The following is a 20,397-nucleotide window of genomic DNA, read 5'->3' on the forward strand; positions in this document are numbered from 1 at the left end:
ACACTAAAGTGTCTACAGGCTCCAATCCTCTTCAAGCTATACTGCTAATAAAAATAGCCAAGAGGAGATCCATATGAATAAAATGGCAAGAGTGGCAGGAGCCTTGTTTCTGGTATCGACGGGTGCATTTATGACAGGAAACGGGATTCTGGGTCCTATCCTGGATCGCGCAGATATTCTCACCGGCGTATATTCAGAGCGAACGAACGTTATTGCGGGAGTTTTTTTAGAGTTAATAAACGCCTTAGCGGTTTTGGGGATTGCCATGCTTCTGTATCCCATTTTGAAAAAACATAACGAAACGTTAGCGTGGGGATATGCCGCTTCCCGGATCATGGAGTCCGGGCTGCTCATCCTAAGTTTAACCAGTCCGTTATTACTTATTGCACTGAGCAATGATTATATTGCCGCAGGCGCTTCAGGGGGTTCCTATTTCCAAACGATAGCAAATGTAATGGCAGAAGCTCGTGGTAAGCTCTTTGAAATGGCTATGATCGTGCTTAGTTTGGGCAGCCTGTTGTTTTGCTATCTCCTCTATAAATCGAGGCTGGTGCCTCAATTTATGTCCGTCATCGGTTTCCTCGGGTATGCGGCATTATTTACAAGCAGCTGCCTGGCGATTGCCGGCCGAGATATGGGGCCCGTCCTCTATATTCCAGGAGCTGTATTTGAAATCATTCTTCCCATCTGGCTGATAGTAAAGGGAATTAATCTGCGTGAAGTGGAGTAGGTGTTCCGGAATCCAAATTATAGTAAAACGGTATTGAGAAAGTTTAATTTTTCGATTATGATTGTTCAATATAATAATTGATTGTATCAATATATTCGAAGGAGAGGGTATTGTGCTCGCAGGAAAAAGAAAAAAAGGCACGAACCTCGAAGACGTCCAGGAAATGAACCGCTCGCTCGTGATCCGGTTAATGCGCAAAAGGTCAGTATGCTCCAGAGCCGAACTCACACAGGCATCCGGCTTGAATCAGTCTACGATTACGAATATTGTTAACGAGCTTATCAGTTGGGGAGTTATCGTGGAGACGGGCGTCATAGAAGGCAAGAAAGGGCGCCGTTCCATCGGAATCAAACTGAACGGGGACTCGGTGAAGGTCATCGGGATCCGTCTCACCCGCAAATCCATTTCTGTCACCCTGTACGACCTCGAGGGAACGGAACATAACAAGAAGAAGATTCCGATTAATACCGGTGACGGTTCAGATATTGCATTGAACAAAATGAAGTACCTCGTTGCGGAATTGATAAACGGTAATCCCACAGGATCCGTGGTTGCCATCGGCTTGGCCGCACCTGGTCCGCTGTTCCGAAATGAAGGCCGTATTGCGCTCATGACGTTCTTTCCCGGATGGGACAAAATCAACATCCAGGAGGAGCTCATGCAGGAGTTCGGTCTCCCTGTTTATATCGAACATGATGCGAATGCCGGGGCGCTTGCTCATTGGTGGTTTGGCCAACCTCACTTGGATCATGGTGTCATGATCTATGTAGCGGCAGGTCAGGGGGTTGGCGCCGGCATTGTTGTGGACGGAACGATATTTCGGGGTTCACTCGGTATGGCGGGGGAAATCGGGCATATGAGCATCGATTACAACGGCCCTCTATGCGAATGCGGCCATCGGGGATGCCTCGAATTGTACTGTTCCACTTCCACCCTTCTGAACGGGCTGGGTAAAGAACATACATCCCTCCAGTCGGTTTGGAAGTCTATGGAAGAAGGCGACCCGGCTACGGTCGAGGCGGTTCGCCAAGCAGCCTGGTTCCTTGGCTTCGGGATTGTAAATCTCATTAATACATTTAATCCCAGCCGTATCGTAATTGGCGACGAGTTGTCGTCGGCCGGAACACTGTTGAAAGACACTGTGAGCGAATTGATTGAGAGACAGGTGCTTCCTGACATTTCGAAGAAGATGACACTGGAATTAGCTGAAGGGGAACAAGACCTGATTTTATTAGGTTCCGCTATTTTGGCGATCGATCATATTCTGGAACATCCGTCCAAATTCTTGCTGCCCGCAGGAATGTAAACCGTATAGAGAACATAAAGATAAATCACTTCATTTTTTTTGATTAATTACTTGATCAAATCAATAAATGCAATTATGATTATAATACATTGAATGAATTAAAAATGGCAGAATGAAGGAACAGGAACAGGAGGAAATTCATGTCATCGTTATTGGTGGGCATAGACATCGGTACCTCAAGTGTGAAATCGCTCATCATGAATTCCTCAGGCCAAATCATGGGGCTTGCTCAACAAGAGTATGATATCCAAATTCCGAAAGCGGGGTATGCGGAACAGGATCCGGCTGTATGGTGGAGGCTTACCTGTGATACCTTAAAGCAGGCGATGAGGCAGGCAGGGGCGAAGGACGCTGATATTTCAGGAATCGGATTCTCCGGACAAATGCACGGACTTGTCGCTGTCGACGAATCAGGTCAGGTCCTGCGGCCCGCCATCATATGGTGCGATCAACGCACGATCCCGCAAAAAGAAGCATTGGAATCAGCTTTATCCGTCGAGCAGCTCGGCGCTTTGATTCAAAACCCGGTTGCAACCGGGTTTCAACTTTTATCCCTTCTTTGGATCAAGGAACATGAACCTCTTATTTATCGCAACATCCGCAAGGTGATGTCACCCAAAGATTATGTGCGGTATCGAATGACAGGTGAAATCGCTTCAGAAATGACCGATGCCTCAGGCACTGCGGCGTTTAGTCCCGCTTCTCGCGAATGGTCCCGGCGGCTGTTGGAAGCTGTCGATGTGGACCCGGAATTGTTTCCGGCAGTACAAGAGCCATGGAAGCATAGCGGTACTGTGACAAGGCAGGCAGCCGAAGAATCCGGTCTTGCAAAGGGAACCCCCGTCGTTTACGGCGGAGCCGATCAGCCTATGCAGGCAATTGGAAACGGTATCATTCATCCGGGAACAATATCGTGTACCATCGGTACAGGCGGTCAGTTGTTCGCTCCCATCGACGCTCCTGTGTATGACCCCCTTCTACGATCCCACAGCTATGTCCATGCTTTTCCCTGCCGTTGGTATTTGCTTGGTGCAACGATGAGTGCCGGCTTATCGTTAAAATGGCTCGCTAATCAAATTCTTGGCGAAACCGATTACCGTCTGCTGGACGAAAAAGCCAGTACCATCCCGGCAGGCAGCGAGAAATTGTTGTTCTTGCCTTATTTGACTGGCGATCGGACACCTCATATGGATCCTTATGCCAAAGGAATCTTCTTCGGGCTGACGCTTAAGCACTCAGGGGCGCACATGGTGCGTGCCGTTATGGAGGGAGTTGCCTTTTCCCTGCGTGATAGTCTGGAGATCTTTCATTCGCTGGGTGTGGATGCCAAAAAAATCATTGTGTCGGGCGGCGGAGCGAAGAGCGCACTATGGAGCCAGATGCTGGCGGATATACTGGAGCAGGACGTATACGCAAGCCGCATGACAGAACAAGCGTGCGTCGGTGCGGCCCTGATTGCCGGAGTAGGCGTCGGGCAGTTCGACAGCATAGAACAGGGGATAGCGCAAGTTGTGCAAATCCATGAGGAACCGATTCGTCCGCAGGGCCGGAATCGCGATGTATACCGGCAGCAATATGAAGTATACCGCGCTCTATATGACGCTAATCAAAGATTATTCCTCGAACTGGAGTCTCCAGACAATAAGAACGAAGGGGTGATTCAATGATGAATAGAACGGTCAAAACTCCAACACGGCTCGCTCGGAAGCAACTCTCGAGCGAAGCAGGATTAACAAATGTGCAAGCGTTTACAATTTCTATTCTCATCCCTAAAGAAGTTAGCGGGAATGTATTGGAAGTGATCGAAGAAAGTGGCCAGCAACTGATCCGTATCACTAAAGGCATGCCGGATTCTGTGAACGGTGCAGGAGATATGACGCTTGAAATAGGGACGGACGCCCGTACGGAGCCGCTTACGCTGACAGCGCCTTATTGCCTGGTCGGTGAAGGGCCGCATTTCATACTTGCCCGCTACGCAGGTTATAGGGTTGATCTTTTTGTCGATGGCGTGCTCATGGATGAAGAATGGCCCTATGGAACCCTTCCTATCGATCGGTCGGAAATCATCCTTCATCCCGGCGTGGAACAGGCGATGGCATGGAACTATGCCGTCGATCAGGAGGACCTCGCTTCATTGGCTGGACTTCAGGAGTCCGTTCGATCTCTGGAGAATACCCGGCTTGGACCGGAAAAGTCCCTTATGCAATACTGGCGGCCCTGCGGGCACAATACCGGTGTCGGCGACTGCATGCCGTTCTTTGACGGCCATGAGTTTCATATCTACTACTTATTTGACCGGAGAGGGCATCGCAGTAAATGGGGCATTGGCGCACACCAATGGGCTCATATATCGACCAGGGATTTTCAGCACTGGAGCCACCACCCCATGGCCATCGCTATAACCGAAGAATGGGAAGGATCGATCTGTACTGGTTCGGTAATTCACGATTTTGGCCGGTATTATGCTTTCTATGCCGTGCGTGCAGTAGACGGCTCTCCAGCAAGACTCACATACGCAATTAGCACCGACGGCATTCGATTTGATAAGCAGGAAACGGAGATTAAGCTATCTGACCGATACTCGCTGTCATCCGTGCGCGACCCCCACGTATTCAAAGATGACAACGATCAATATCACATGATCATTACAACAAGTATTTTACAAGACGGACGAAGAGACGGATGCCTGGCGCATCTTGTTTCGAATGACCTCCGGAGCTGGAGTGAGCAGGATCCTTTCCTTATTCCCGGCTATCACGACGAACCGGAGTGTGCGGATTATTTTGAATGGAACGGATGGTATTACCTGCTCTTCAGCAATGACGGATTGGCCCGTTACCGCATGTCGCGAACACCGTTCGGCCCATGGATTCGGCCGGCTATGGACACGATGGATTGCGTTCAGCTTCGCGTTCCGAAGACAGCAAATTATGGAAATAACAGGCGTATCGCGGCGGGCTTCCTTTCTGAGCCCCATAGGTATGCAGGTGAACTTGTCATCCGCGAGCTGGTGCAGCACGAAAACGGCATGCTCGGGTTAAAGTGGCCGGAGGAGTTGTCCGTGTTCAAGAGTGCAGGCAGCCTGCAGGAACACTTGAGCAGCAAAGATCCGATCCGTCTCAGCAACATGGAGGGCTTTGCCTCCCTGGTATTGACTCAAGTAGAAGGGGAGTATGCGATTACGTTCGAAGCAGAGGCGGATTATCCAGCCATGTATTTCGGTTTCTCGCTCTCCGATTCCGATCGCTTCGAGCGGGGGAGCGACATCCGCTTTGAGCCCTCGGCCGCTAAGCTTGGCATCCACGGGATCGGCGCCTCAAGTTTACGGGAGGATGAAGCATCCTCCATCTATCATGTGGCGGGACTGGATGGGGCCGTACGCGTGGAAGCAATAATTAAACGAGGGATCATTGATCTGTGCGTGGGAGGACAACGAACGCTGATCAGCCGCCTGCATGGCGATGAATCGCATATCAGACTGTTTGCGCAATTTGGCTCAGTGACGTTCCGCAATATTAAGATTTATAGTTTAAAGGCCGGTACGAAGGAGGTGGGATGATGAGCGTGAAACCGACGGTACAGCGTGCTACTCGGGAGTTGCCTCAGAGGAGAGCGCGACCTGCCATAAACGTCAAATCACTTCACCGCTTAAGTAGCAGCTGGCAGCTTTATGTGCTGTTGTTGCCGGCGCTGTTGTACCTGATCCTTTTCCAGTATGTGCCCATGTACGGAGTCACGATTGCATTCAAGGATTTCAGTCCTATGAAAGGCATCTTCGGCAGCGAATGGACGGGGTTGACAAATTTCCGGACATTCTTTACTTCTTATGTGTTCGATTCCGTATTGGTCAATACGGTTAAACTTAGCTTTTTCTCCCTTCTCATCGGTTTTCCGATTCCGATATTATTCGCACTCCTGCTCAACCAGATAAGGCATCAATTGGCTAAACGCTTTATACAAACAGTGACATACGCGCCCTATTTTATCTCAACCGTTGTCCTGGTTTCGATGCTGAATGTCTTTCTGGCCCCCACAACCGGTTTCATTAATCATATGATCGAAGGCATTGGCGGAAGCGCTGTCAATTTTATGGCAAGGGCCGAGTGGTTCCGGACGGTGTACATCTCCTCGACGATCTGGCAAACGATGGGCTTCAGCGCGATTATCTATTTGGCCTCACTGAGCGGCGTCAACCCGGAGCTGCACGAGGTGGCCACCGTCGACGGCGCTTCGAAACTTCAGCGCATTTGGCATATCGATCTTCCTTCCATTGCCCCTACCATTATCATCATGTTCATTCTTGGCATAGGGAACATCATGTCGGTCGGATGGGAAAAGGCGTTTCTGATGCAGCAGGGGATGAATCTGTCTGCATCCGAAATTATCTCTACTTACGTTTACAAGGTCGGCCTCCTGAATGCTCAATACAGCTTAGCGACCGCAATCGGTTTATTCAACTCGGTGATCAATTTTACTTTGCTCATCGCTGCTAATTACTGTGCCAAAAAACTGTCCGGCTACAGCTTGTGGTAAAGGAGGAGCGGTCATGAACCGGCTGACGATAGGCGACAGAATGTTCACATTAGGAAACTATTTCATCATGGGCTTGATTACAATCGCTATTTTGTATCCGCTTTATTTTGTAGTTGTTGCTTCTTTTTCCGATCCTACTATGGTGAACAGCGGCAAAACCGTATTGTTACCGACCTCGCTCTACCTCGACGGGTACCGGAAAATCTTTGAATACGAGCCGCTATGGGCCGGATATGGGAATTCGATACTCTACACGGTCACGGGGACGCTGGTGAATCTGATTGTAACAATCCCGGCTGCTTATGCCCTATCGAGAAAAGACCTGAAAGGCAGAACAACCCTCATGCTGCTTTTTACATTTACGATGTTTTTCAGCGGCGGACTGATTCCCACTTACCTGCTCGTTTCAAAGCTCGGCCTGCTCGACACGATGTGGGCTTTTATTCTCCCTACTGCCGCATCCGTATGGAACCTCATTATTACGCGGACCTTCTTCCAAACGGCACTGCCAGACGAATTGCTGGATGCCGCTCATATCGACGGGTGCTCCGACTTCCGATTCTTCTTTTCCATCGCGCTGCCGCTGTCTAAGGTTATCATCGCCGTTATGGCTCTGTTCTATGGCATTATGCACTGGAACATGTTCTTCGAACCGCTGATTTATCTGACTAGCGATGATAAAATGCCGCTGCAGGTTATCCTGCGCAACCTGCTGATTTCCAATCAGGTTACCAGCCAGATGGTGACCGACGCAATGTCTCTTGCCGCCAAGCAGCGGATTGCCGAGCAGATGAAGTACGGCATTATCGTCGCTTCCTGTTTGCCGCTGCTGATTGCCTATCCATTTTTGCAGAGATATTTTACCCAAGGTGTGATGATCGGCTCGATCAAAGGGTAATCGGAGCACTCTATAAGGGAGGTGAGCCCCAACATAGTTGCTGTAAAGAGGTGCGAAGTTATAGTACACGATTGGCAAGGGGTCAAACGTTTGATTAATCGTTAAAGGGGCGAATAACGGTGTTGAAAAAATCAACCGCAATCCTTATGTCCGCATTATTATTGGCGACTCTGCTCGCTGGGTGCACAGGAAATTCGAACAAAGTCGCAAATGAGGACAAAGGAGGCAATAGCTCCGAGGCTCAAACCGCAGGTGAGGACAAAGCTTCTTCGGGACCGATCAAAATCGCCCGATCCAAAAACCCCCAAAACCTGCCGGCTAAGGAGATGTTCTGGTATAAGGAATATACGAAAGTGTCCGGGATCGAAGTGGATTGGGAAGAGATCCCCCAAGAATCGGCAGCTGAAAAAGTGAATCTGATGCTCTCGACGGGAGATTTGCCGGACGCGTACATCCAGACGATAAATCCCGCTATGCTTATGAATTATATCGATCAGGATATTTTTCTCCCTCTGGACGATTACATCAAGGATATGCCTAATTTCAGCAAAGTTCTCGAGCAGCGGCCGGATTACCGTAAACTCATAACTGCGCCGGATGGCCACATCTATGGACTTCCGTACGTCGAGGAAATGTTTGGTCTTGTGGCCAACCACGGCATTTTGCACATCTATAAGCCATGGCTAGATGAGCTTGGACTTCCGATTCCAACTACAATCGATGAATATCGCGAGGATTTGAAAAAATTCGTCGCCAATGATATGAACAAGAATGGCCAAAAGGATGAGATCGGTCTAGCGCTGGCCAACAAGGAAGCGAAGTCGGGAATCGGCACTTGGGCCAGAAACGCTAATGATTTCGGTCACTTCTTCGGACTATGGGGCCAGGCGGACCGCAACGACAGCATGAGTGTAGGCCAGGACGGCAAAGTGTTCAGCACGGCGACCACGGATGCTTATAAAGAAGGCATTCAATACCTGCACGAGATGTATAAAGAGGGCTTGATCGACCCGGAATTCACCGTTACCGATAGTGCCAAAATGCAGGCGAAAATGCGTGGACCGGAAGTCATCGTCGGCTCGCTTATGACGTTCTCGATCAGTGACGTTGTGGACAAAACGAGAGCAAAGGATTATGTAGCGGTGCCTTACCTGAAGGGGCCGAAGGGCGAATTCGGGACGCGTGAAAATTTTGCGGAAATGCATAACCCGACAGCGCTCGTTATTACGAAGAAAGCAAAAGATCCGAAAACCGTGCTCAGATGGGCGGACGGCCTGTACGACCCGTCTTGGTCCGTTCAGACGAACTGGGGCGCACTTGGTTATCAATACAAGAAGAACGAGCAGGGCGTCATGGTATTCGACGACCTGAAGGACGGTCTTGAGACGTACAACGATATGCGAAGCCGCAATACGATCGGCGGCAACTCGCCGGTAGCGGTGCTGTCCGATTACTATGATAAGGTGGTCGAATATCCTCAGGACGCACAGCGCCTTCTGGACGATATGAGAGCGATTGGTTTTATTGACAAGCATCTGAAGGATCCTTACATTCCCCACATCATGTTCTACGAACCCAAAGTTGCAGAGAAAATGGCGCTGCTGTCACCGCAAATCTACGGTTTGATCGACAATACCCGCAGAAAATGGATTACGGACGGCGGAGTGGAGCAAGAATGGGATAGCTACATCAAGGAGCTAGACAAAGCCGGATGGAATGAGTTCCTCGACTATGTGCAGGAGGCGTACGACCGTTTTAACAGCGACAAATAAAGGGCAGCGTAAGCAGCAAAGAACCGGGCCATCTCCCTACCAGCGGAGACTTCCCGGTTCTTTTACAATACAATATACACTGATTTCTTACATTTCTATGCAAGAAGCTGCTTGCCCGACAACAGGATCGATTGTTCCACAAGTACGTTCATCGCATCTACGCAATAACGTCTGATATTCTGCTTTACTTCAATAACAGATAATTCCGTACAACCGATAATGACACAGTTGCAGTGCAGCTCCTTTATAAAACTAGTAATAATTTCCTCTAGCATAGCAGGATTTACAGGCGTGCTGTTTTTGATTCCATCATAAATGAGGCTCATGACCCTTTGTTGGATAGCCGGTCCGGGCTCAATCAGGTTTAGTCCATATTGCAGTGCAGCTTCCCGGTATATGCCGCTGTTGATCGTCCCCGTTGTGGCCAGAATACCGACCCGGCTGCCGCGCCCAAAGAAACGGCCGGTATACTGCAAAGTCTCTTTCACCATATGAATAATGGGAATCTCCGTCATAGACTGCATCTGGTCGTAAAAATAGTGCGAAGTGTTGCAGGGGATCGCGATGGTAGAAACCCCCGCTTGTTCCAGCAGACGAAAATCTTTGTTAATTTCTTTGAGAAAAAGTTCCCCCGTGTTATTTTGAATCGCTTCGGTGCGATCCGGCAACGTGGCGTGATTCACGATGATCATATCCAGATGGCCCTGGTCCGAGGAAGCCTTAGTCCGTTCCACCACCCGGTTAAAGAATACGGAAGTAGCTTTCGGTCCCATGCCTCCGATGACGCCTAAGCTTGTCTTCATATGCAGCACCATCTCTCTTGAATGTGTTAAACTCCCGATGATAAACCGACGCCGCCCTTAAAGAAGTCCTGTACAATTTGAGCTTCGTCAAAAGGAATTTCCCGGGAGCCGATGATTTGCGAAGTCTCATGGCCTTTACCGGCAATGAGAATAATATCTCCGGGACCGCTTAGTTTGAGTGCCAGTTCAATAGCTTCTTTCCGGTCCATCCGTGTATAATAGTTCCCTTCAGCTTTGCTTATGGCGTTTGAAATCTCTTCGATAATGACCTCAGGATTCTGTTCTTTGGGATTGTCCGAAGTGACGATGGAAAGATCCGCCAGTTTAGCCGCTACTCTTGCCATGGCCGACCTCTTCCTTTTTCCGGTTTCCCCGTCTGCGGCATAAACGCCGAATACCAGGAGGATCCGCCCTTTTGCAAAAGGACGAAGCGTTAAAAGAGCCTTCTCCAGCCCGTCTTCCGTGTGTGCAAAATCCACAATTACTTTCCTGTCCTCGTCCTGATGAATTACTTCGAAGCGTCCTTTTATAGAAGTAACGGCCGAAATGCCTTCCTTAATATCGTGCAAACTGAGATGATCTGCATAAGCGCAGGATATAGCGGCAAGTGTATTGTATACATAAATAGTTCCCGGTAAATTTACCTTAATATCAATCCGGCCTGAGGGCGTGTTTAGGGTATAAAGGGAATGGTCCGCAAAATATTGGATATCCGAGGCATAAATGTCCGCGTCGTGATCAATTCCGTAGGTAATAAACTCTGTGGAATAACCGCTGCACATTGAAATCAGGCGGCGTCCATAGGGATCGTCCGCATTGATAATATTATGTTTACTTGTCATTCGGAACAGCTGCGCTTTGGCTTGGAAATACTGTTCCATATCGTGATGAAGCTCCAGATGGTCCGGAGATAAATTCGTGAATATGCCTGTATTGAACCTGCTGTAGGCAACACGCTGCAAGTTCAGGGCATGAGAAGAAACTTCCATGGCACAATGGTCGATGTTTGCGGCTACCATATCGGCGAAAGTCTGCTGCAAGTACAGTGATTCCGGCGTCGTGTTATTTTGAGCAGATAACGTATCTCCGATCATGGTTCCTATCGTGCTGATGACCCCGATGTTCTGACCGGCCTGTTCATAGATGGATTTAATAAAATAAGCAGTCGAAGTTTTGCCGTTGGTGCCCGTAATGCCAATCAAATTCAGCCTTTCCGTCGGGCGGCCGTAGAAACGGTCCGAAAGCAGGGCCAAGGCCCTGCGGGCATCCTTTACTTGAATAATCGTTACTGAGGAACTTACCTCTACGTCTTTCTCTACGATAATAGTAGAAGCTCCCTTGCTTATAGCCTGATCTATATAAAGATGCCCGTCCGAAGCGAACCCGCTGATAGCTACAAACAAGGTGTTCGGGGTTTGCACTTCTCTGGAGTCAAAGGCAATCGCGCTGACATTGCGGTAAATGGGTCCTTGCAGTTTTACATAATCCAGTTCGTGAATTAATGAACTTAATAACACAGTAGAATCACCCTTTCATCTTGGATTGGTTTGGGTCAGTTTTTGCCGGCCGGAATTTTCTGAGCACTTTTCCTCCGAGCAGAGCGGCATAAGAGAAAGCAGGCATAGGGTCAGACCAATCCCAGATGGCATAGGCTTTTGGCTTAAATAAAGAGGCGATCACCTGAGTATAAGTCAGCTGTTTGGTCCGGATATAGTCACGTACAGCCAGCATGTCCTCGAAAAAATACCAGAACACCCGGTTTGTATTTTCGGTTACGGCTTTGGGAGGTACGGGAGCTTGCCCTGTCAATTCCCTGTAAGTAATGTATGGAATGTTGATACCTGATTTATAGAGCAGCTGATTGAGGTTTGTGATTCGTACATTGACTTCTATAAGGTAGTATGCACCGGTTTGCGCATCCTTCTTAAATTCAATTTCAGCAAAACCCTTGTAACCGACTGCCTCCAGGAAGGGTGCGCCGATATCGTACAGTTCCTGCACATACTTCTGCCCGGTATAGACGGAAGCACCGAAATTGATTGGATACTGGCGGTATTTTTGGCAGGTGACCCAGTGGGTTGCCTTTGCGTTCTGATCCAGGTATACATCGAAAGTATGCATATGATCGTCGAACCCAGGGATGATACGCTGAATGATAACTTCCAGATTCGCTTTCCGCGCCCGTTCCAAGGCTTGTACCAATTCCTGCTGATTGTTGACTTGAAACAGCTTCTTCCTGAATACAGCTACAAAGGCTGGCGAATCTGTCGGTTTCACAATGCATGGATATTTAATGATCTCATCTACTTTTTCAAATAGATGTTCATCCTCAGGCCTGACGGTTTCCGGGACACGAATTCCATGCGAGACTGCAAGCTCGTGAAGCTTTTCTTTGTTCATAAGCCGGGTATATAAGCCTGGTTCGGTTTGAGGTATCAGATAATGCTTTCTTAGTTCTGTTAAGTTTTGATCTATAAGCTCCACAAAGGAATCATGGCATGGGATGAGTACAGGCGGTAAGGCCTGCCTGCGGGCATATTGGATTAAGTACTCTATAAACTGTTCCTTCTGTTCCTTGTAATGCGGAGCGATAAGCCGTTCCGAACAATATTTGGAGCGTGCCCCATAAGCATCGTTGGTATAGTCCACCGCGACCGTATGAATGCCATGCTTTCCCAAACAACGGATTACGCTAAGACCGATATAATAGTTGCAACCAAGAATCACTGCTTTGTTCAATGCATTCCCTCCTTGTATCTAGCGTTAAACTTAGCTCTCAAATGTTTCGCGGCCATGTCCAAATGTTTCAGAATTGTATCCGGAAAGTAAAAAATGCAGATGCAATTGATCAAATTGGAAGGAAATGCGAAAATATAGGATAAGCTTGTTATTATGTGAAAAATATAACAAAGGGGCTCCTCATGATCCGTTACACGAATCTGCCGCTGTCGGAAATGGATGATATGCTGCTGGGAACACAACTGCAATGTGTTTATATGCATCTCGCTGAACAGAAGGACCGCTGGGAATGCGAATTGCATGACCATGAGGAGCTTGAATTGGGCTATATCTTTAAGGGAACAGGCAGGTACCATATCGACGGCACGGATTATGAAGCACAGGCCGGGGATTTGTTTGTGATTCCGCCGCGGGTTCCGCATTACGAAGTGCATGATCCAGGCACGCCTTTTGAATTGCTGTTTTTGATGGTGAAGCATCATGGAGACGCAGCAAAAGAATTGGACCAGTGGATCCGGCAAAGGCAAGGGCGGCATTGGTTGAGTCCTGCCGAACGGGTTCGATCGTCCTTTCTGGAAGTCTACGGCGAAATCATGCAGCAGCGGCCGGGTTACTTGTCTGTTATCGATGCAAAGTTAACAACGGTTTATGCGGCTCTGGCCCGCTACTCCGCAGAAGCGGACCCGACGCCTAAATGCGCGTCTTCTACATGGTTCAATGCAGAACGGAACGAACAGGTATTGGGGCAAATCGAGCCATATATTAGACAGTATAAGGGCGGATGGCCGAGTGTCGAGGAAATGGCACAGCACTTTTTCTATCATCCCAAGTATTTATCCCAGCTGTATAAATCAGAAAAAGGGGAATCGCTTTCCGGGCTGCTCGCCCGCATCCGCAAGGAACGGGTTACGGAGCTGCTGACAGGGAGCGCAGAACCTATGGAGGAAGTAGCCGCAACAGGGGGCTTTGCCAATATCCAAGGGCTGTACAGGTGGTTTAAAAAGGAAACCGGAATGACCCCGCTGCAATATCGAAACCTTCATCTGACTGCAGAGGCGAATGCAGTACCGTTTGAATTATAGGTTGACCATGGCCGGTGTCCAGCTATACTCATTATAGAAAAGAAAAGAAGAAATTTCATGAGGTGAAAAATGGCAACAATAATGGATGTTGCTAGACTTGCAGGTGTCTCAAGAACGACCGTTTCCAGAGTTTTGAATAACAGCCCCCGTGTAGACAAGGAAACACTTCGAAAGGTACGCTCTGCAATCCAAGAGCTGAATTATGAACCTAGTGACATGGCTCGTAATCTGCGCAAACAAAAAACCGGGTTGATAGCGGTTTTGGTTCCGGATATATCCAACCCGTTTTTCTCAGGTTTACTGGAGGGAATGGAGAATGTGGCCTTGGAAGCGGGTTATAAAATCATTTTATGCATCACGGGGGGTAACCCCGAGCGTGAAATGCAATATATCCGCATGATCGAAAATAAACAAGTGGATGGCATAATCCTTACGGCGTTAAGAAACCCTGTGGACTTCATTACACCCTATTTAAGATATGGACCTATTGTATTTGCTAATGAGTATTTAGACGGCGATCCGATTCCGTCAGTAGCGATCGATAATACCGCCGCTGCACAGATGGTAACACAACATTTGATTGATTCGGGACACCGTAGAATAGCGTTTATTAATGGTCCGGAACATATTATTATTTGCCGTGATCGAAAACTGGGATATCTTAAGGCTCTTCAGGACAATGGTCTGGCTGTTGATCAACACATCATCATGGATGGCGAATATAAGATGGACACGGCTGCTTCCTGTGCTCAGCAGTTAGTAACAAGATCATCTCGTCCAACGGCCATACTTGCAGCAAATGATACGATGGCGGTCGGTGTAGTGAAAGCGCTCCAGTGTAATGGATTTCAAATTCCTGAAGATGTGGCAGTTGCGGGATTCGACAACAATCCTTTTTCGACTGTGATTGAGCCAAATGTAACTACAGTGGAACAACCAATATATACTATGGGTGCGGAAACGGTTCATTTATTGTTAACATGCTTTACCACTGAGATTCAAAAGATAGAACCGCGGCGAAGGATTTTGGAAACTCGTTTACTTGTAAGACGCTCAAGCACCCGGTAGGGTGTTTTTTCATATATAGTTCTTGAAAAATGGATTTCTTCTGCCTATAATAGGTTGCGTGGAATCGATTCCACAAAATCCAACTTCGAAAGGAAGTATGAGGCATGCATTATCGGAAGCTCGGTAAAACAGGCATAGAAATTTCTGAAATTGGATTCGGAGCTTGGGCAATTGGCGGTGATGCCTGGGGACCGGTTGAAGACACCCAATCTATCGAAGCGATGAATAAAGCGCTGGAGCTTGGAGTGAACTTCATTGACACGGCGGATGTGTATGGAAGCGGTCACAGTGAAACACTGGTTGCCAAGGTGATAAAGGGCAGACGTGATCAGGTGGTCGTTTCTACCAAAGGGGGGTTAATGGGACATCACCGCGACCCTAAAGGAGAGCCCGTTTATGATACTCCTGAAAAGATCATTGAAGCATGCGAAGCGAGTTTGCGACGCCTTGGCACGGACTACGTCGATATATACTTCTGTCATTTATGGTGGGATAAACACGAGGAAACGGAAGCATTCATGCGGGCCTTTGAAATCCTGAAAAGGGACGGCAAAGTAAAGAGCGTGGGAGTTTCTACTGAGAATTTGGATTACATAAAACATTTCAACCGTGAAGGCGGGCTTGATGCGGTTCAGCTGGATTACAGCATACTAAATCGTACGACTGAGAAAGAGGTGCTGCCGTATCTGCAGGAACACGGTATCGGCGCAGTTGTCAGAGGACCGCTTAAAATGGGCATTTTAACAGGGAAATTTTCCAAAGATACGGTGTTTCCGGAGGGTGATATCCGCCGCAATTGGACAAAAGAGCCATGGTTTCAAGACAGCCTGGATAAAGTGGATCGTCTCTCCGCTCTGGAGAATGAACAACGCACGTTAAGTCAAGCAGCACTGCGTTACGTGCTTAATCATCCGGCGGTATCCGCGGCGATTCCGGGAGCCAAAACGCCATCGCAAGCAGAGTTGAACGCAGCGGCATCCGTAAGACCGCTATTGTCGAAGGAAGATCTGCAGTTCATTGATGAAACAGCGCCATAAGCTTATGGGTGCCTTCGGAAATTCCTGTAATGTAGCTGTGAAACAGTAAGAAAAAGCCCTGGCAATGGCCAAGGCTTTTTGCTTACTATTTCACGGAATGAAACGCAGTCTGTCCATGTATTGAGGCAGCAAAAAAGGATTCCTGCAATGGATAGTTAATATATGTGTAAGGGCGCAGCCTCCCTTTTTCAAATACCTGTAGAAATGATAAATATCACTGTAAACCGGCTAATCTCCGATTAGATGAATTCCACTATAATATCAAATGAAAGCGCTTAATTTAAAGCTTGTCATTTTGAAAATTATGAAAATCGATCGGAGGAAATGGATATGCCCAGACAGCTTGTTGCATCAGCCCCGCGAAGAGCGGATATAGCGGAGTACGACTTGCCGGAAATGATGCCTAACGAGGTTCGTGTAAAAATCCAATACGCATCGCCTAAACACGGCTCGGAACTGGCGGCTTTTCGAAATGAAAGCCCTCACTTGGCGGATTATTACGATGAGGATTGGCACACCTTCCTGCCGAGAGAGCTGAAGGAGAAGGAAGAGCACGGGAATTTCGGCAAATGGAACCTTGGCAATCAATGGGTGGGTATCATCACCGAAGCCGGAGAAGAAGTGAAAGATTATGCCGTAGGTGACCGGGTTTGCGGTTACGGTGGGATTCGCGAGTTCCATGCGGTGAATGCGATAGACAATTTCTACTTGTTAAAGATGCCGGAGAGCATGTCTTGGCAGAACGCGCTTTGCTTCGATCCGGCACAGTTTGCGCTCGGGGCAATCCGGGATGCGAACGTTCGTGCCGGCGACCGGGTTGCGGTGTTCGGGCTAGGAGCGATCGGCCAAATTGCCGCGCAGATGGCCCGATTAGCCGGAGCTGGCTATGTGGCTGTGATTGATCCGATCGAAGATAGAAGAACGGCCGCCATTGAAGCAGGCGCCGACGAAGGCTTTGATCCGGTGAACGAGGACGTTGGCTTCAAATTGAAGAATGCAACCGGGAGAATGGGAGTAGATGTCATTATTGAGACAAGCGCAAGCGAACAGGCACTCCAGGCGTCCTTACGCGGACTTGCCTACGGCGGTACGATCGCTTACGTCGGTTGGGCCCGCGCCTTCAAAGGGGGACTCGACCTCGGCCGGGAAGCCCATTTTAACAACGCGAAAATTGTTTTCTCCCGGGCGTGCAGCGAGCCGAATCCGGATTATCCGCGCTGGAGCTGGCGCCGGATTGAGGAGACGTGCTGGAGCATGCTGGAGAAGGGGCAGATCCGCTGCGATCATGTCATTCATCCGCTGGTACCGTTCGAGCAATGTGCCGAGGGATACGAAACCTTCGTCGACCGGGAACCGGCCAAGAGCATAAAACTAGGCGTAGCTTTTTAAATAAGTAAAGCGACTGCGGGGGATATCAGTGGATGAACAATTAGATTTTCTATTAAAAAGCGCTGAGCTCAACGTAGTTGAATTTAATACCGACCGACGCAAGGAAATGAAGACATTCGGAAGGACTCTTCCTTATTGTATCATGTCCTATCACAAAGAAGGAAACGCCAAGCTGCGGGTCGGCAGCGAGACGTTCTCTATCGAACCAGGCACTGTGGTATACATACCGGCCCATTTGGAGCACGACCATTATAAGGATTCGCAGGAAGAGACTGTTTTCTTATGGTGGCATTTCACCTATGAGATCGCGGGCGTGATGGATGTAATGAAGATGTTCCAAATCCCCTTTACGTTTAAGCTGCTGGACCGGGAACATTTTGAACAAGTATTCCTGCAATTCAAGCAGTCGACCTCCACAAGCGGATTTTTACCGAGGTCCGTGTTGAAAAAAGCAAAGGCGCTTGAGCTGCTCTACATTTTGCTGGACAACGCATTATCCCAGAAACAGGAAGATCCGGATCATCTTTCGTCGAAGACGTTCGTCGGCATTCTTGCCCGCATGATCCAGCAGCCTGAAAATCCGCTGTCGCTGCAAGACTTGGCGGAAAGCATGCACATGCACCCCACTTATATTTGCAACCGGTTTAAAGAGCTGTTCGGGAAATCCCCGATGCAAATGCAAAGAGAGATGCGGATCCAACGTGCGAAAGCGCTGCTGCAATCAGGTGTCTTGTCGGTGACGGAAATATCGAATGCGCTCGGATTCAGCGAAATTCAGAACTTTTCCAGGCTGTTCAAGTCGTATGTAGGGGTGTCCCCTAAGCAATACCGCGATTTACAAAAGAAATGGAGGGATAACGGGTGAAGCTTGCTACGCAGGATAGAGCTTTTTTCGGCAATACCTTTGAAGAAAAATTAAGTAAAATCCGGTCACTAGGTTTTGACGGGATGGAAATCGACGGCAAACGTTTAATAGAACGGTTTGATGAAATTCGCAGCGCCGTCAGAGCTACGGGTACGGGGATCAGTTCAATCTGCGGCGGTTACCGGGGATGGATCGGCGCTTTCAATGCGGAGGACCGGAAGCATGCTGTTGAGGATATTGGTGAGATTCTCAAATATACGGCGGAGATCGGCGCGGCAGGGGTCGTTGCGCCTGCGGCGTTCGGCATATTCTCCCGGAAGCTGCCGCCGTTTCAACCTCCGAGAGCAGAGGAAAAAGAGAGAGCCGTTCTGCTGGAAACGCTGGACCAAATCGACCGGCTGGCGAAGCAGGCTGGCAGCACCCTCTTATTGGAGCCGCTGAACCGCTATGAGGACCATATGATCAACCGCCTTTCCGATGCGGCGGGTCTCATCCGCGAGGGGAACTTCACGTCCGTCAAAGTGATGGCCGACTTCTTCCATATGAATATAGAGGAGCATGATCTCGCTGCCAGTATTCGAGAAACGGGCGGGCTTATCGCTCATGTCCATCTTGCAGACAGCAACCGGTTGCTGCCGGGACTAGGGCATACCGATTTCCGATCCGGCTTTCAAGCGTTAAAGGATATCGGTTTCAAAGGGTATATGGCCATTGAATGCGAGCTTCAAGATCAACCGGAGGAAGCCTACATCGAGTCCGTGCAATTCTTAAACGAACGCATGAATCGTTAATAAAGGGGGATTACCGAGATGCTTAGTCTTGTAAAGGGGAGCCGATTGGCCATAGCGGTTCTGTTGTCGCTCTGCTTGACGGTTACGGCTTGCTCCAATCCTGAAACTGCTTCGGACGGAAAAGAAGGGACCATTACATTAACGGTTCCGGATGCGAAAATCTGGGGCGAGGAAAGCTCCGCCCTGCAAGTAATGTACGATCTGTTCGAAGCGGAAAATCCGGGTATCAAGGTAAAGCAAACTTCCGTAGAAGATTATGCTCCGGCACTGGCCGCAGGAAAAGCGCCGGACTTAATGCTGATGGACCCGTTCGTGGCCAAAGAAAGCTATAAGCAAAACTATGTCGAACCGCTCGATACGTATTACGATCAGTACGGGTGGGGGGACGGCATGTACAAATGGGCCAAGAACGCCTACTCGATGGATGGAAAGACGATTGGAATCCCTTGGAATTATGAAGGGCTGCTCCTCGTATACAACGAGACTTTGTTTAAAGAGAACGGATGGAATGTTCCAAAGAACTATAAAGAGCTTGTGGCATTAACGGAGCAAATGAAGCAAAAAGACTTGATCCCTATGTCATGGGGGACCTCCGACTGTCCGGGGTGCGACGACTGGTGGGTTACAAGCATCGTAAACAGCGTGCTTGGACCGGCGGGAACGAAGGAATTGTTCTCCGGAGACAAGAAGTGGACTGACCCTGCCATTGTTGAAGCAATGCAGCGATTTACGGACTTCTGGAAGGCGGGAAATTTGTCGGACAAAAAGTCGCACTCGATCTCGCAAGAAGACAGCATGCAGCTGTTTGCAACCGGCCGGGCGGCGATGAGACTGGACGGCACGTGGAGCTTGGCATCCGGTATCGAAACGGATTTCGAGGTCGGCTTCGCCCCGTTCCCGAGCTGGAAGGAAGACGGGGAGCCGGTCATTCCTCTCGGGGTCGGGGGAGGACTAGTCATGAACGCCAAATCCAAGCACAAGGATGAGGTCGCCAAATTGCTTACCTACTTCTTCCATCCCGACGTGATGAAATCCATGGCTGAACACGGAATACCGGAGCCCAAAGAAACGGACTTCAGCTCATTGGATTTGAAACCGGGCATCGCCAAGGTGCTTGAATTGATCAATGCCGCGGCGAAAGACGGGAAAACCGGCTACGTCGCATGGTCTTACGGTTCGCCTAGTGTGGTGAGCGTATTGGAGTCCGATGTCGCCAGTATGTACCTTGATAAGATGTCCGTCGAAAAATGGCTTGGGGAGCTGCAAAAGAAGAAAGAGAAGGATCAGAGCGAAAATAATCTCTTCAGTCTTTCCAACTATTAATAAGAAGCAACCATGTAAATTCCGAAGAGCCTATTGGCTCTTCGGCTTTTTACAAAGCTCT

The 20,397-nt window shown here is 48.9% G+C and carries 17 protein-coding genes; 14 read left to right on the top strand and 3 right to left on the bottom strand.

Annotation, left to right across the window (positions count from 1 at the left end):
• Positions 1–73 precede the first annotated feature (73 nt).
• From ACFSUF_RS08400 to ACFSUF_RS08430, 7 genes are all read left to right on the top strand, one after another.
• Positions 74–730, top strand: a complete 657-nt coding sequence (locus ACFSUF_RS08400) for a DUF4386 domain-containing protein (RefSeq protein WP_377602010.1) — start codon at positions 74–76, stop codon at positions 728–730.
• Between the two features lie 112 nt (positions 731–842).
• Complete coding sequence (locus ACFSUF_RS08405; RefSeq protein ID WP_377602012.1) at positions 843–2,036, top strand: ROK family protein; 1,194 nt, start codon at positions 843–845, stop codon at positions 2,034–2,036.
• A gap of 140 nt (positions 2,037–2,176) precedes the next feature.
• Positions 2,177–3,703, top strand: a complete 1,527-nt coding sequence (xylB, locus tag ACFSUF_RS08410) for a xylulokinase (protein WP_377602014.1) — start codon at positions 2,177–2,179, stop codon at positions 3,701–3,703.
• A complete protein-coding gene (locus ACFSUF_RS08415) occupies positions 3,700–5,595 on the top strand; it encodes a glycosyl hydrolase (RefSeq protein ID WP_377602015.1) in 1,896 nt (631 codons plus the stop codon). The genes xylB and ACFSUF_RS08415 overlap by 4 nt, the downstream gene beginning before the upstream one ends.
• The gene (locus ACFSUF_RS08420) at positions 5,595–6,569 is read left to right on the top strand and encodes an ABC transporter permease (protein ID WP_377602017.1); all 975 of its coding nucleotides are present in this window, start codon (positions 5,595–5,597) and stop codon (positions 6,567–6,569) included. Before ACFSUF_RS08415 ends, ACFSUF_RS08420 begins: the two co-directional genes overlap by 1 nt.
• Before the next feature lie 13 nt (positions 6,570–6,582).
• On the top strand, positions 6,583–7,467 hold the full coding sequence (locus tag ACFSUF_RS08425; RefSeq protein ID WP_377602019.1) for a carbohydrate ABC transporter permease: 885 nt from the start codon (positions 6,583–6,585) through the stop codon (positions 7,465–7,467).
• 119 nt (positions 7,468–7,586) lie between these two features.
• A complete protein-coding gene (locus ACFSUF_RS08430; RefSeq protein WP_377602021.1) occupies positions 7,587–9,239 on the top strand; it encodes an extracellular solute-binding protein in 1,653 nt (550 codons plus the stop codon).
• Positions 9,240–9,334: 95 nt separating this feature from the next.
• Here ACFSUF_RS08430 and ACFSUF_RS08435 read toward each other — a convergent pair whose 3' ends face one another.
• Genes ACFSUF_RS08435 through ACFSUF_RS08445 form a run of 3 tightly spaced genes read right to left on the bottom strand, consistent with a single transcriptional unit; the run spans position 9,335 to position 12,781 of the window.
• Entirely contained in the window at positions 9,335–10,042 is a 708-nt protein-coding gene (locus tag ACFSUF_RS08435) for an aspartate/glutamate racemase family protein (protein ID WP_377602023.1), read from the bottom strand.
• A gap of 26 nt (positions 10,043–10,068) precedes the next feature.
• Positions 10,069–11,559, bottom strand: coding sequence for a UDP-N-acetylmuramoyl-L-alanyl-D-glutamate--2,6-diaminopimelate ligase (locus ACFSUF_RS08440; protein WP_377602025.1), 1,491 nt, complete (start codon positions 11,557–11,559; stop codon positions 10,069–10,071).
• Between the two features lie 7 nt (positions 11,560–11,566).
• Positions 11,567–12,781 (bottom strand): carboxylate--amine ligase, encoded by a 1,215-nt coding sequence (locus ACFSUF_RS08445; protein WP_377602027.1) that lies wholly within the window; start codon positions 12,779–12,781, stop codon positions 11,567–11,569.
• A gap of 182 nt (positions 12,782–12,963) precedes the next feature.
• Between ACFSUF_RS08445 and ACFSUF_RS08450 the strand changes: the two genes are divergently transcribed.
• The 7 genes from ACFSUF_RS08450 to ACFSUF_RS08480 all read left to right on the top strand — a co-directional run bounded on the left by ACFSUF_RS08450 (position 12,964) and on the right by ACFSUF_RS08480 (position 20,336).
• The gene (locus ACFSUF_RS08450) at positions 12,964–13,863 is read left to right on the top strand and encodes an AraC family transcriptional regulator (protein WP_377602028.1); all 900 of its coding nucleotides are present in this window, start codon (positions 12,964–12,966) and stop codon (positions 13,861–13,863) included.
• Positions 13,864–13,932: 69 nt separating this feature from the next.
• Positions 13,933–14,931 carry a LacI family DNA-binding transcriptional regulator gene (locus ACFSUF_RS08455; RefSeq protein ID WP_377602030.1) on the top strand — a complete coding sequence of 333 codons (999 nt, stop codon included), beginning with the start codon at positions 13,933–13,935 and terminating at the stop codon, positions 14,929–14,931.
• 104 nt (positions 14,932–15,035) lie between these two features.
• The gene (locus ACFSUF_RS08460) at positions 15,036–15,968 is read left to right on the top strand and encodes an aldo/keto reductase (RefSeq protein WP_377602032.1); all 933 of its coding nucleotides are present in this window, start codon (positions 15,036–15,038) and stop codon (positions 15,966–15,968) included.
• 330 nt (positions 15,969–16,298) lie between these two features.
• A complete protein-coding gene (locus ACFSUF_RS08465) occupies positions 16,299–17,357 on the top strand; it encodes a zinc-dependent alcohol dehydrogenase (protein ID WP_377602034.1) in 1,059 nt (352 codons plus the stop codon).
• Positions 17,358–17,385: 28 nt separating this feature from the next.
• Positions 17,386–18,222, top strand: a complete 837-nt coding sequence (locus tag ACFSUF_RS08470) for an AraC family transcriptional regulator (protein ID WP_377602036.1) — start codon at positions 17,386–17,388, stop codon at positions 18,220–18,222.
• The gene (locus ACFSUF_RS08475; protein ID WP_377602038.1) at positions 18,219–19,013 is read left to right on the top strand and encodes a TIM barrel protein; all 795 of its coding nucleotides are present in this window, start codon (positions 18,219–18,221) and stop codon (positions 19,011–19,013) included. The genes ACFSUF_RS08470 and ACFSUF_RS08475 overlap by 4 nt, the downstream gene beginning before the upstream one ends.
• An 18-nt stretch (positions 19,014–19,031) precedes the next feature.
• Positions 19,032–20,336 (top strand): ABC transporter substrate-binding protein, encoded by a 1,305-nt coding sequence (locus ACFSUF_RS08480; RefSeq protein ID WP_377602040.1) that lies wholly within the window; start codon positions 19,032–19,034, stop codon positions 20,334–20,336.
• The last annotated feature ends 61 nt before the right edge of the window (positions 20,337–20,397 follow it).

Source organism: Paenibacillus gansuensis, assembly GCF_042684925.1.
GTDB classification, from domain to species: domain Bacteria; phylum Bacillota; class Bacilli; order Paenibacillales; family DY6; genus Paenibacillus_N; species Paenibacillus_N gansuensis.

Excerpts from the sequence above, each read along its gene's own strand:
- xylB (WP_377602014.1), top strand. The coding sequence starts at position 2,177 with ATGTCATCGTTATTGGTGGGCATAGACATCGGTACCTCAAGTGTGAAA.
- ACFSUF_RS08415 (WP_377602015.1), top strand. The coding sequence starts at position 3,700 with ATGATGAATAGAACGGTCAAAACTCCAACACGGCTCGCTCGGAAGCAA.
- ACFSUF_RS08465 (WP_377602034.1), top strand. The coding sequence starts at position 16,299 with ATGCCCAGACAGCTTGTTGCATCAGCCCCGCGAAGAGCGGATATAGCG.
- ACFSUF_RS08420 (WP_377602017.1), top strand. The coding sequence starts at position 5,595 with ATGAGCGTGAAACCGACGGTACAGCGTGCTACTCGGGAGTTGCCTCAG.
- ACFSUF_RS08455 (WP_377602030.1), top strand. The coding sequence starts at position 13,933 with ATGGCAACAATAATGGATGTTGCTAGACTTGCAGGTGTCTCAAGAACG.
- ACFSUF_RS08425 (WP_377602019.1), top strand. The coding sequence starts at position 6,583 with ATGAACCGGCTGACGATAGGCGACAGAATGTTCACATTAGGAAACTAT.
- ACFSUF_RS08400 (WP_377602010.1), top strand. The coding sequence starts at position 74 with ATGAATAAAATGGCAAGAGTGGCAGGAGCCTTGTTTCTGGTATCGACG.
- ACFSUF_RS08480 (WP_377602040.1), top strand. The coding sequence starts at position 19,032 with ATGCTTAGTCTTGTAAAGGGGAGCCGATTGGCCATAGCGGTTCTGTTG.
- ACFSUF_RS08450 (WP_377602028.1), top strand. The coding sequence starts at position 12,964 with ATGATCCGTTACACGAATCTGCCGCTGTCGGAAATGGATGATATGCTG.
- ACFSUF_RS08460 (WP_377602032.1), top strand. The coding sequence starts at position 15,036 with ATGCATTATCGGAAGCTCGGTAAAACAGGCATAGAAATTTCTGAAATT.
- ACFSUF_RS08435 (WP_377602023.1), bottom strand. The coding sequence starts at position 10,042 with ATGAAGACAAGCTTAGGCGTCATCGGAGGCATGGGACCGAAAGCTACT.